Raw genomic sequence first — 13,177 nt, 5'->3', positions numbered from 1 at the left:
TCATTTAGTTAAAATTATATAATAAAAAAAAATAAACTGTCAATACAAACAGTTTTACATAGTAAGCTCTTTAAAAAGCTTATTTAAAGCCTTTTTCTCAATCCTTGAAACATATGACCGAGATATACCCAGCATCTTTGCTATTTCTCTTTGTGTTCTCACTTTACCATTATATAACCCGTACCTCATTTCTATAATTAACTTTTCTCTATTTTTTAAAACGTTGTTCATTTTGTTGTATAACTTTTTAATTTGAATTTTTTTCTCTACCTGTTCGGATATTTCATTTTCTTCTGTGCCGAGGACATCCATTAAAGATATTTCATTGCCTTCTTTATCAACACCAATAGGATCCTGTAAAAAAACCTCTCCTTTCATCTTTTTTTCCGCACGTATAGACATAAGTATTTCATTTTCTATACATCTGGCTGCATACGTGGCAAGATGTGTACCTTTAGAGGAATCAAAAGTAGAAATTGCTTTTATAAGCCCTATTGTCCCAATAGATATTAAATCATCTATATCTTTACCTGTTCCACTGTACTTTTTAACAACATGAGCTACTAACCTCAAGTTTCTTTCTATCAAAATATTTCTAGCTTCCTCGTCTCCGTTTTTATAAGCTTCTAGATATTTCTTTTCTTCTTCTGGAGTAAGTGGATTGGGAAAAGAGTTGGTGTTTGTCAAGTAGCCAAGATTTAAGATTTCCTTTACAATTGAAGCCAAAATTGCAACAACAACTTCCCACATCGCTGCCACCCCTTTTTTTAACATTACACATCTATTATATGTGTTTTATTTAAAATGGTGCACGTACATCAATATTTCATTATTTCCTCCGCTATTTCTTTAAAAAGAGGGGCAGCTTTAGTTCCTCCAGTATCTCCATTTTTTACAAAAATCGAAATTGCATATTTAGGTTCATCAAAAGGAACAAAACCTGTAAACCAAGCATGGTATATATTTAGTTCTTTACTGACTTCTGCGGAACCTGTCTTACCAGCACTGCCATAAATAGTCTCCGCCCTTTTCCCCGTCCCTTCTGGATCAATAACCACTTGTCTCATCATTTCTTTTAAAATTTTGGCGTTGTTTTTGCTTATCACCCTGTAAGACTTTTTCTGTGATAATTTTTTAATTTCTTTTCCATTTTCATCAACTATTGCAGTTACTAAACGCGGTATATTTCTAACTCCATCATTAGCTATTGTGGCTACAACATCGGCTGCTTGAAGAGGAGTAATTAGCACATCCCCTTGCCCTATTGACAAATTACCTATTCCGGCTCCGTAAGTATCAGATAGTATAGGTAATTTCCCTATCTGCTCAGGTATTGGCAGGCTGTCATCACTTTCAATTCCAAATTTTCTCGCCATCTCTAAAATATTTTTGGCTCCTGTTATTTGCCCAATTTTTATAAAAGTAGTATTGCAGGAAACTGCAAAGCCCTTTACCATGTTTATTACTCCATGACTCTCTTTTTTGTAATCGTGAAATACTACCCCATTTATATCATACCCGCCACTGCAATAAAAAGTATCTTGCAAATCTACTTTATCATATTCTAATGCTGCAGAAGCTACTACAATTTTAAAAATAGAACCAGGAGGATATTGAGAGACAGCCTTGTTTATAAATTCTTCATTAGAGCTATTTAAATAAGCTTGAATATTATTTTGGTCAAAATTAGGTCTACTTGCCATTGCAAGTATATCACCTGTTTTTATATCTATTACCACTGCAGCTCCATCTACCTTATTCTTGTCAAGAACATCCTCTACTGTTTTTTGTATATGATAATCTAATGTAGTTTTTATCCCCAAAACTTCTTTTTCAGAAGTTTTTAACCTTACTCCCAATCCTTTTATATAATCTGTATTATTCCCATCTGTAAATACTGCAATGCTGTCTTCATTTTTGCTATTTAGAATTCCATCAAAAGTATCTTCTAAACCCATTTTTTTATCTCCTACATATCCTATTACATGCCTTGCTAAAGAATTTTGCGAATACCTTTGTGACAATGCTAACTTAAAAATCCCTGCAGGTAATTTGCCATTTAAATTAACCTTAACCTCGTATTTCACATAATCCTTTTCACTTTGAAGGGTCTCTAACACATTCTCATAATTTACCGCAGCAATTTCACTTATAATTTTTGCCGCTTTTTCTTTGTCAGTCAACATTTTAGGTATAGCAAATATATATTCTTTGTATTCTCTATTTGTAAAAGGAATCATATTTCTGTCATAAATTTCTCCTCTTTTTTCAGAAATCTTAAAACTTCTAATTTTTTGTTCCACCGCTTTTTGAGAATAAAAATCTCCTTTGATTACTTGTATGTAAAAAAGTCTAAAAATCAAAGTTACCATTAATATTGACAAAGCCATTCTCAAAAAAACAATCCTATAATTTCTTTTTTCCATAAAAACTTTGCTCCTTTCAGGAAAAAGTATTCCCAAAAGGAGCAGATTTTAAGCTAATTTTTAATATTTTTAATTTCTCTTCGCAGAATAAAAAACTCTTCTACAGGATATTTTACTGGAATTTTCACTATCATTTGAGGATGGGGGGCTACTTCAATCTCATTTCCTTCCTCGTCCCACATTTTTTCAATTTGCTGCTCAAACTGTACTTTAGGGCCTATAATTTCAATTTTGTCACCTACAAACATCCTATTCCTTTGCTCTACAACAGCAATTTTACTATCTGGGTCATATCTTTTTACAATCCCTACAAAATCATAAGTCCTTATATATTTTGAAGACTCATAATTTTGAGCCTCATGGCCTGGTTTGCCAAAATAAAACCCTGTAGTAAATCCTCTGTGACTCGCTTTAGAAACCTCTTCGAGAAGTTTTTTGTCAAAAACATAATCTTTTCCTTTTTCAAGGTAATCGTCAATTGCCTTTCTATACGCTCTTGTGACTACAGCTACATAATAGGCACTTTTATTTCTTCCCTCAATTTTAAAGCTTTTAACTCCAGCCTCCACAAGTTCTGGGAGGTACTCTATCATGCATAGGTCTTTATAATTCAGAATATAGGTTCCTCTTTCATCTTCAAAAATGGGCATATACTCTCCTGGCCTTTTTTCTTCCACAAGATAATATTTCCACCGGCAAGGTTGTGCACACTCTCCTTTATTAGAATCCCTTCCTGTAAGGTAATTGCTTAAAAGGCACCTTCCTGAGTAAGAAATACACATAGCTCCGTGGACAAATGCCTCTAATTCCAAAGTTTTTGGCGTCTTCTCTCTAATCTCTTTTATCTCTTTTAAGGAAAGCTCTCTTGCCAAAATTATTCTTTTCGCACCTAAATTATGCCAAAACAGAGCGCTTTTATAATTCACATTATTTGCTTGTGTACTTATATGAACATCTACTTCAGGTGCTACTTCTTTTACAATAGAAAAAATCCCTAGATCGGAAAGAATAATAGCATCTATGCCAAGGTCAACGACTGATTTAATATATTCAGGTAATCCTTCCAAATCCTCATTGTGGGGAAAGATATTTATAGTAATATAAGCTTTTTTCCCATTCTTCCTCACATACCTTATTGCTTCTTTTATCTCATCAAGTGTCAAACCAACAGAAGCTCTTAAACTATAGTGTTTCCCTCCAAAGTATACTGCATCCGCTCCATAATTTATTGCTATTTTTAATCTTTCCAAATCTCCAACTGGTGCCAAAAGTTCCAGCATAATTATTCCTCCTTAAAACTTACCGCTAATCCATCTCCTAAAGGCAAAATTACCGTGTACAAAGTTTTATCTTGATGCAATATTTCTATAAATTCTCTCATTCTGTAAACAATTGTCCTTCTTTTATGCTTTACATTTTTCTCATTTACAACATATCCTTTGTACAAAATATTGTCCCATAAGATTACGCCCTCTTTGCTTAAAAGTCTTTTTACTTCTTTGTAAAACTCTATATACTGACCTTTCGCTGCATCTACAAATATCAAATCATAGTTTTTAGTCAAATTCGGAAAAACTTGCTGTGCTTCTCCACAAATAAGTTCTATTCTATCTTCTACTTTTGCTTTTTTAAAATTTTCTTTAGCTATCTCAGCCAAATTTATATTTCTTTCAATAGTGACTATTCTAACTTTAGAACAAGCTTTCGCCATTATTATAGTAGAATAGCCAATAGCAGTTCCTATCTCTAATATATTATTAGGCTTTTTTAGCCTCACAATAAAACTTAAAAAATCAGCGACTTCCGGTTTTGCAATTGGAATAAAATTTTCTTTCGCGTATTTTTCTATCTCATTTAAAGGATAACCAAATTTATGAACCGTCTCTCTTATAAATTTTATATCATTTACAGTTAATTCCATAACTCAACCCTTTCATTTAACATTATTATTTTCACTTGCTTCAATTTCTCTTTGGGCTTTTAAATGGTCTTCATAAGTTACACTGAAAATATGAGACCCATCTTTTTTTGCAACATAATAGTAAAAGTCATGCTCAGCTGGAAAAAGAGCTGCTTTAATAGATTTAAGTCCAGGATTGCAAATAGGACCTATAGGAAGTCCATAATGTTGGTAGGTATTGTAAGGGGAATCTACTTCTAAATCCTTGTACAAAAGCTTATCTTTGTGTTTTCCTAACGCATACTGCACAGTTGCATCTATTTGTAGTTTCATATGTTTTTCCAAACGGTTATATATAACACCTGCAATTAAAGGCCTGTCCTTATCTACCACAGCCTCTTTTTCTATCATAGAAGCTATTATTACAATCTGATCGGGAGTCATTCCTATATTTTTTGCAATATCTTTTATATTACTATTATAAACCTCTTGAAATCTTTTAAGCATGATATTTATTATTTCTTTTTCGTCAGCCTCTATAGGTATTTGATAGGTATCGGGAAAAAGATACCCTTCTAATCTGTTTGGTCTATCTTTAGGCACGTCTTTTAAAAAATCGTAGTTAAAAGTATCATTTTGGGAAATTTCTAAAAATTTATCTTTATTTACAAGACCTAATTGGGATAATTTATTAGCAATATCTTTAACAGTATAACCCTCAGGAATAGTTACTTTTATTGTATCTTTTTGAGCTTTGCCTTCAAATATTTTTTTGATTATGTCATCAGGAGTCATGTTAGGACTTAAAAGGTATTTTCCTGCTTGTAATTTTCCATCAGCACCTAAAACTTTTGCTCGCCATATAAAAAACCACTCATTTTTAATTAAGTTATTCTTTTTTAACACTTTGGCTATTTCAACAGTAGAATATCCTTTTGGAATATTTACAATCTTTAAAGTTGCATCACTTTTGGTAGTTACTGGTTGTAAAAGGCTTTGGTAGTACACAAGAGCAGAGAAAAAGAAAAAAAGTATAACAACTACTACCACAGCAAATTTACTTTTTCTTTTGTATTCGACATTGTTCATTACATTTCTTCTCCTTTGTAGGTTTACCTAAATTATATAATTAATTAAAAATAAAAACAAGTAAGCTTTTCGCTTACCTGTTTTTATAAAGAATACTTATCTTTTAATCTTTTGTATACTGTAATCACTACATACCCAAATACACCTGTTACAATAGCTTCGCTTAAAGCAATATACAAAGCTACAAGATAATAAGGCATTTTTGTAAAATAACTTACCCATATTGAAACAATAAGAGCGTTTAATATTATAGGAGGCAATATAGCTTTGTAAAAAGTTTTAGCCTTTGATGTAAGGTAGGCAGCAGCCAATGTAACTAAACTTCCCCCTAAAATATCAATAAGTCCAAAGGGGCTTCCTATATTAGCTAATAAACATCCTAAAAAAACCCCCCATATCGCTGCCGGTTCTACCATGGGTAATACAACTAATGCTTCAGATATTCTAAATTGAATAGGTCCATAAGAAAAGTTTCCTAAAAGAATAGTCACCACAAAGTAAATAGCTGCAATAACTCCTGCTTTTACAATGTAACCAGTATCTATCCTTTTCATTTAATTCATCTCCATTGGTTCTGTAATTATTTTTAATATATCATTCATCATTTTGCTAAAAGTGTATTCTAAAGACAAGTAAGAACTTATATCAGGATTAAGGTTCAATATCTCCCACAGCTTTTCTAAAACTTCTTTTTCTTTAGGCTCCACTTTTTCACCTGATAACTCTTTAGCTTGGATTTCTAGTTGCTTTTTTTTAAAATCCTCCAGCATCTTCTTGTTTTGCTCATTTTCATTTATTTTTCGATACGCCTCTTTTAAAGCTTTGTACTCTGGCAACTGTTTTATAGCATTAGCCAGTTCATAAGCTTTATCGTAGACATTCATGTTTTAAGCTCCTCCTGACTAAATTTCCATTATGATTGGTAATATCATAGGATTTCTCTTCGTTTTTTCATATAAAAAACTACTTAAATTGTCTTTTATCATCGATTTGATAGTAGCCCATTCACTAATTTCCTCTTTTTCACACTTTGACAATACATCTCTTACAATATTTTTGGAATCCTCCATTAAATCTTCAGATTCTCTTACATATACAAATCCTCTGGAAATTATGTCGGGCCCCGCTATAATTCCTCCCGTTTCTTTAGAAATAGTAACCACTACTACTAACAAGCCATCTTGAGCTAAATGTTTTCTATCTCTTAAAACAATATTACCTACATCCCCAACCCCCAAGCCATCTACTAACACTTTCCCTGCTGTAACTGTACCTGCAATTCTTCCGGAATTTCTGGTAAACTCTAATACTGTCCCATTATCTACTACAAAAATATTTTGAGGAGGCATTCCTAAAGATTCTGCAAGCTTAGCATGTTGAACTAAATGTCTGTATTCCCCGTGAACAGGGATAAAAAATTTGGGTTTTATTAATGTGTGAAGTAGTTTAATCTCTTCTTGACAAGCATGCCCCGATACGTGTATATCTGCCAATGTTTCATAAATTACATCAGCCCCTTTTTTAAATAATTGGTTGATAACGCGAGAAATAAGTTTCTCATTCCCTGGAATAGCAGAAGCAGAAATAATCACTGTATCTCCTGGTACAATCTCTAGTTTTTTATGTTCAGAAGAAGCCATTCTGGTAAGAGCTGACATAGGTTCACCTTGGCTGCCTGTCGTTATAATGACAACTTTATCATATGGTAATTTATTGGCTTCATCAATATCAACTAAAAGGCCATCAGGAACTATTAAATACCCTAATTCCATCGCTACATTGACTACATTTAACATGCTTCTACCTGAAATAGCAACCTTTCTTCCGTACTTGTGAGCAGAATTTATAATCTGCTGCACTCTGTGGATATTAGAAGCAAAAGTCGCCACTATAATTCGCCGTTCTGCTTTTCTAAAAAGATTATCAAAAGTCTCTCCTACTGTCCTTTCTGACATGGTATAGCCCGGTCTTTCAATATTGGTACTATCGCATAACATCACAAGTACCCCTTTTTCCCCCAACTGGGCAAAGCGGTGTAAGTCTGGTACTTCTCCTCCTATAGGGGTAAAGTCTATTTTGAAATCACCTGAGTGGAAAACCGTCCCAACAGCAGTATGAATAGCTAAAGCCGCAGAATCTGCAATGCTATGAGAAGTCCTTATAAACTCAACTTTAAACTGGCCAATTTCGATGATCTCTCTTGGCTTTACAGTTATTAATTTACTATCTTTTAAAAGGCCCTGCTCCTTTAACTTATATTCTACCAAACCTATAGTCAAACGGGTTCCATACACTGGAACATTAAGTTGTTTTAAGACATAGGGAAGTGCCCCAATATGGTCTTCGTGACCATGAGTTAATATAATTGCTTTCACTTTTTCTCTATTTTTCAATAAATAAGTAATGTCGGGAATAACAAGGTCTATTCCCAACATTTCATCATCTGGAAAAGCAAGGCCACAATCCACAACTATAATGTCATTCCCGAATTCAAAAACCGTCATGTTTTTGCCGATCTCATTCAATCCGCCCAACGGTATTATTTTGAGTTTTGCCTTGTGTGCCAAATACTTATCTCCTTTCATTAGATATTTTTAGCTTTTATTTTACCAAAAACAACAAAAACACTTACCCGTACCTTACCCTAGTTAATATAAATTATACTTTATTTAAAAAAATACTTCAACCCTGAGAAGGTAAATTGTCCGTTCAAGAATTTGTAGGCTTACGGACCAAATTAGCCCTCGGCATTGAACCCCGGCTCCTAAAGTTAACTATAACTTTTCCTGCATTTGCTACAATAACCAAAGAATTTAACGTTGTGGTCTATTATTTCAAAATCTTTAGTTTCTTCTATAGCCTTTTCCAACTCCTCCAAAAGGTCTCCTTCCATTTCTATAACTGCTCCACATTTTAAACAAATCAAATGATGATGCTGATGGTTTTCATTATGATTAAGCTCGTATCGATTTCGACCATCGTCAAAATTTAATTTATAAACAATATCTAATTCTTCAAATACCTGAAGAGTCCTATAAACAGTGGCAAGACCTATTTCAGGATATTTTAACCTTACCAAGTCATATATTTCCTCAGAGGAAAGATGTTTATCCCGATTTTCCAAAATCACATCCAGTATAGCGCGCCTTTGAGTTGTCAACTTATATCCCTTATCTTTTAATCTTTCTTTGAATTTTTCAATTTCATTCATCTATATCACCGCCAAATAACATAACTAATATTAGTTTATGATATTCATTTTCAATTGTCAAACACTTTTTTTGATTTTTTAGCAAAATCGAATTTTCATAGTAGATAAAGATATTTCAATTGAGAATCTAGTTTGCTTTTTACACCCAATTTGGGGAATATATAAAATTAAGATATACCAAAACGGTATATCTTAATCTAATTTCACTCTAATTTATTTTACTCTTCCTCATCAAACCCATCATCATAATACTCTTCATATTCTTCCATCAGCTCATTGTATGCTTCGACAGCATCATTGAACTCATCATCGTCTTCAATTCCTACAAAGATATCATTGCCATTTTCATCTTGTTCCACTCTCAAAATATAAGCATCTTCCCCATCGCTATCCACAGGGACTACCACAGCATACCTGGTGTCGTCAAGGTCAAATGATGCTATAAGTTCGAAGTCTACTTCATGGCCATGTTCGTCGATTAACTGAATGATTTCTGGCTCCATACTATTTCACCTCAATTCTACTTCAAGATAATGTAATTGTATAACATACCAAATAAACTGTCAAGTTTTTAATAAAAATTTATTTATTTTTTTGTGAATCTAAGTAGTTCTGAAGTATAAGAACTGCAGCCAGCTTATCAATTACTTCTTTTCTCTTTGCCCTACTTATATCAGCTTTTTCTATTAAAACCCTCTCCGCTTCTACTGTAGTAAGCCTTTCATCCCACAATATTATTGGTATACTAAAAGCTTTCTTCAAGTGTTCAACAAATCTTACAACTTTTTGTCCTTGTGGTCCCAAAGTACCATTCATGTTCTTAGGTAATCCTACAATTATCATTCCTACTTCATATTCATTTATTATTTGTTTTATTCTCTCAAAATCTTTTTTGTTACTACTTCTTTTAATAGTAGTAAGTCCCTGTGCAATTGTCCCTGATAAGTCACTTATGGCTATCCCGATTCTTTTATCACCTACATCTAGTCCCATAATCCTCAAAAAAAATCTCTCCATTCTAAAATTGCCTCACCTTATGTGAGGCAATTCAGTTTGTTGACAAAGTTAAAAAATTATTTAAAAGTAGATATTTTACATCGTTGCTCCGAAGTTCCAAAGCGACAAAGCTAAAGCGCGACTTTCGGATTGCGGCGGGGTACCGGGCACATTCGACGTCCTGTCTCAAGTGCCCGCCTCCGCCCTCCTTGGCTTCGGCCCCGCCTCCATCCTCAGTCTTGCTAAGCTTTGTTAGCGCTTTGTCACAAGTCGCAACTTATGTAAAATATCTACTTTACGAAAGTTTGTCATCAGTCTGAATTGCCTCACCTTATGTGAGGCAATTTTGTTTTTCTTATTTTTGGGAAGACAAATACTCTCTCAAAAGTTCTTCTACTAATTCATCTCTTTCAATTTTTCTTATCAAATTTCTCGCATTTTTATGGCTGGTTATATAAGTAGGGTCCCCAGACAATATATAACCTACTATTTGATTAATTGGATTATAACCTTTTTCAGAAAGTGCTTCATACACTGCTGTCAATATCTCTTTAACAGTTTTTCTATCAGTTGTAACGTGATACCTCAGAGTCTGTTCGTTTTTATCTACCATAATATATCACCTCTAGATACATTTAACTACCATCAACTTTATAATAACCTATATTTACTTGGCTAGTCAAGCTTTTCTCAATTTTTTAACTGTTCTTTTACAATATCTATCGCTTTGTTTAACGCTTCATCTACCTTAGATAGATTTTTGCCTGTTCCTTGAGCCATGTCTGGTCTTCCACCGCCATTTCCTTCAGATACTTTGCACACCTCTTTAATAATAGCTCCCATGTTTATCCCTTTTTGAACAACATCTTTAGTAGCCATACCGACAAATATAGCTTTTTCTGGGGTAGAAGATGCTAATACTACTGCAGCAATTTTTAATTTATCTTTTAAAATATCTCCTAATGCCTTCAAAGCCTCACTATCATAATCTTCAACCTTTGAAACCACTACTTTTATACCATCTAATGAAATAGCAGAATTGATTAAACTATCAGCCAAAATAGAAGCCATTTTTATTTTTAATTGTTCTATCTCTTTATCTTTTGCTTTTAAAGCTTGTTGCAAGCCCTCTATTTTTGAAATTATCTCTTTATCTTGGACTTTTAATAAATCAGAAGCCTCTTTTAATATTTCTTCTTTCTCTCCTAAATATTTTATTGCAGCAAGTCCTGTTAAAGCTTCAATTCTTCTTAAACCTGCACCAACTGCACTTTCAGATACAATCTTAAAAATCCCTATTTCGTTAGTATTTTTAACATGAGTTCCACCGCAAAGTTCCATGCTGTAATCATCAATTTTTACAACCCTTACTTTATCCCCATACTTTTCTGTAAATAACGCAACAGCCCCTTCTTTCACTGCCTCATCATAAGTTTTTTCTTCAATATGCACATTTAAACTTTGGTATATCTTTTCATTAACCCTATTTTCTATTTGCTTTAGCTCTTCTTTAGTCACAGCTTGATAATGTGAAAAATCAAATCTTAATCGATCATCAGCCACAAGAGAACCAGCTTGATGAACATGGTCGCCTAAAATCTCCTTTAGGGCTTTATGAAGAAGATGAGTTACAGTGTGGTTTCTTGTAGCATTCCTTCGACTTACCACATCAATTTGAGCTTTTACTTCATCTCCTACTGAAATTAAACCTCTTTCAATTGTTCCAGTGTGTATAAACTTATCTCCTATTTTTTTACAGTCATTTACTTTTATCAAAGCATTTTCATTCTCTAGAACTCCCTTGTCTCCTATCTGCCCACCACTTTCAGCATAGAAAGGAGTAACATCTAATATGATACTTACATCATCTCCAGCTTCTGCTTCCTCAACAAGCTCTTCATCTTTTACAATAGCTAAAACTTTTGAATCGCTTTCATAAGTATCATATCCCACAAATTTTGTTTTAATATCTCCTAAAGTAGAATATATGTCTTGTTCCCACAAACTATTATCTTCTTTTCTGCTGCTTCTCGCTCTTATCCTTTGTTTCTCCAACTCCTTTGTATATCCTTCTTCATCAACAGTAATGCCAGCTTCTTGCAAAATTTCTTTTGTTAAATCCAATGGGAACCCATAGGTATCGTATAGTTTAAAAGCTTTAGAACCTTCTAATACGGTTTTTCCTTGTACTTTTAGTTCGCTTATATAATCTTGTAAAATTGTAAGTCCTTGGTCTATTGTCTCCTTAAATCTTTCTTCTTCCAGTTTGATTATTCGCTTTATATAGTCCTTTCTCTCAATTATTTCAGGATATGCCTCTCCATAATTTTCTATGACTGAATCAACCACTTTATACAAGAAGGTATCGTTTATCCCCAGCAATTTACCGTGCCTTGCAGCCCTTCTTAAAAGCCTTCTCAAAACATAGCCTCTTCCTTCATTAGAAGGCAGAATTCCATCTGATATCATGAAAGTTATCCCTCTTATATGGTCAGTGATAACTCTCAAAGACACATCTTTTTCTGCATCTTTTCCATATTCTACTTCCGCAATCTTAGACACAAAATTAGTAATGCCTCTTATTACGTCTACATCAAATATGCTGTCGACTCCCTGCATTATTGTGGCTATCCTCTCAAGTCCCATGCCTGTATCAATATTTGGATTTGGCAACCTGTGATAATTTCCTCGTTCGTCTTTATTAAACTGGGTAAAAACTAAATTCCAGAATTCAATAAACCTATCGCAATCACAGCCAACTCCACAAGTAGGCTTACCGCAGCCTTTTTCTTCACCTCTGTCAAAGTAAATTTCTGAACATGGCCCACAAGGTCCTGTGCCAATCTCCCAGAAATTATCCTCTTTTCCCATCCTCACTATTCTTTCAGAAGGTAACCCAACTATTTTGTTCCAAATCTCAAATGCTTCATCGTCTTCCTCATAAATTGATACCCATAACCTGTCAACTGGCAACTTCAAAATTTCTGTTACAAATTCCCAGGCCCAGGGAATAGCTTCTTTTTTGAAATAATCACCAATGGAAAAGTTTCCTAGCATTTCAAAAAAAGTACCGTGACGTGCTGTTTTACCTACTCTTTCAATGTCAGGTGTCCTTATACATCTTTGGCAAGTAGTAATCCTTTTGCTGGGGGGAACTTCTTTTCCTGTAAAATAAGCTTTTAAAGGAGCCATACCGGAATTAATCAACAATAAGCTTTTATCATTTTTGGGAATTAGAGAAAAACTTGGCAACCTCAAATGTCCTTTGCTTTCAAAAAAGCTTAAATATTTTTCTCTAATTTCATTCATCCCGAGTTTTTCCATAAAAATCCTCCTTCTTGATACAATAAAAACCGTCCCTAATTTGGGGACGGGCTTTTACCCGCTCTTTTTTGATATATTATACAAGATTGAACATAACAAGTCAATAACTGGTTTATTTCTCAATAAAAATTTCTGTTACAACTGCTTTTACGATTGCTACAATAGGCACAGACAATAAAAGCCCCCAGATGCCAAAAAGTTCCCCCCCTGCAATCAGTGAAAAAATTACTG

General features: G+C 33.7%; 13 protein-coding genes and 1 pseudogene. All 14 read right to left on the bottom strand.

Features of this window, described 5'->3' with window-relative positions:
- Positions 1 to 54 precede the first annotated feature (54 nt).
- The gene (gene sigK / locus I4N53_RS08450; RefSeq protein WP_214496033.1) at positions 55 to 750 is read right to left on the bottom strand and encodes an RNA polymerase sporulation sigma factor SigK; all 696 of its coding nucleotides are present in this window, start codon (positions 748 to 750) and stop codon (positions 55 to 57) included.
- Between the two features lie 68 nt (positions 751 to 818).
- Complete coding sequence (locus I4N53_RS08445) at positions 819 to 2,426, bottom strand: penicillin-binding protein 2 (protein ID WP_012995118.1); 1,608 nt, start codon at positions 2,424 to 2,426, stop codon at positions 819 to 821.
- A gap of 53 nt (positions 2,427 to 2,479) precedes the next feature.
- Positions 2,480 to 3,706: a U32 family peptidase gene (locus I4N53_RS08440; protein WP_214496032.1), complete on the bottom strand. Its 1,227-nt coding sequence runs from the start codon at positions 3,704 to 3,706 to the stop codon at positions 2,480 to 2,482.
- Between the two features lie 2 nt (positions 3,707 to 3,708).
- Positions 3,709 to 4,347: an O-methyltransferase gene (locus tag I4N53_RS08435; RefSeq protein ID WP_214496031.1), complete on the bottom strand. Its 639-nt coding sequence runs from the start codon at positions 4,345 to 4,347 to the stop codon at positions 3,709 to 3,711.
- A gap of 12 nt (positions 4,348 to 4,359) precedes the next feature.
- Positions 4,360 to 5,415: an endolytic transglycosylase MltG gene (gene mltG, locus I4N53_RS08430; protein WP_013150249.1), complete on the bottom strand. Its 1,056-nt coding sequence runs from the start codon at positions 5,413 to 5,415 to the stop codon at positions 4,360 to 4,362.
- Positions 5,416 to 5,498: 83 nt separating this feature from the next.
- Entirely contained in the window at positions 5,499 to 5,969 is a 471-nt protein-coding gene (locus tag I4N53_RS08425) for a QueT transporter family protein (protein WP_214496030.1), read from the bottom strand.
- Positions 5,970 to 6,299, bottom strand: coding sequence for a YlbF family regulator (locus I4N53_RS08420; RefSeq protein ID WP_012995113.1), 330 nt, complete (start codon positions 6,297 to 6,299; stop codon positions 5,970 to 5,972).
- An 18-nt stretch (positions 6,300 to 6,317) separates the two neighbouring features.
- Positions 6,318 to 8,000: a ribonuclease J gene (locus I4N53_RS08415; RefSeq protein ID WP_038002071.1), complete on the bottom strand. Its 1,683-nt coding sequence runs from the start codon at positions 7,998 to 8,000 to the stop codon at positions 6,318 to 6,320.
- 185 nt (positions 8,001 to 8,185) lie between these two features.
- On the bottom strand, positions 8,186 to 8,626 hold the full coding sequence (locus I4N53_RS08410; protein ID WP_012995111.1) for a Fur family transcriptional regulator: 441 nt from the start codon (positions 8,624 to 8,626) through the stop codon (positions 8,186 to 8,188).
- Positions 8,627 to 8,844: 218 nt separating this feature from the next.
- Positions 8,845 to 9,129 carry a DUF1292 domain-containing protein gene (locus tag I4N53_RS08405; protein ID WP_012995110.1) on the bottom strand — a complete coding sequence of 95 codons (285 nt, stop codon included), beginning with the start codon at positions 9,127 to 9,129 and terminating at the stop codon, positions 8,845 to 8,847.
- Positions 9,130 to 9,208: 79 nt separating this feature from the next.
- A complete protein-coding gene (gene ruvX, locus I4N53_RS08400) occupies positions 9,209 to 9,628 on the bottom strand; it encodes a Holliday junction resolvase RuvX (protein WP_214496087.1) in 420 nt (139 codons plus the stop codon).
- 349 nt (positions 9,629 to 9,977) lie between these two features.
- A complete protein-coding gene (locus I4N53_RS08395) occupies positions 9,978 to 10,235 on the bottom strand; it encodes an IreB family regulatory phosphoprotein (protein ID WP_003869796.1) in 258 nt (85 codons plus the stop codon).
- Between the two features lie 77 nt (positions 10,236 to 10,312).
- Positions 10,313 to 12,946 (bottom strand): alanine--tRNA ligase, encoded by a 2,634-nt coding sequence (gene alaS / locus I4N53_RS08390; protein ID WP_214496029.1) that lies wholly within the window; start codon positions 12,944 to 12,946, stop codon positions 10,313 to 10,315.
- A gap of 112 nt (positions 12,947 to 13,058) precedes the next feature.
- Positions 13,059 to 13,177: pseudogene (locus I4N53_RS12685) on the bottom strand (AI-2E family transporter); the annotation flags it as partial.

Source organism: Thermoanaerobacter sp. CM-CNRG TB177 (genome assembly GCF_018588165.1).
Lineage (GTDB): Bacteria > Bacillota > Thermoanaerobacteria > Thermoanaerobacterales > Thermoanaerobacteraceae > Thermoanaerobacter > Thermoanaerobacter thermocopriae.
The sequence above is the reverse complement of the archived record's forward strand: the minus strand, read 5'-3'. Positions and strand labels throughout refer to the sequence as shown.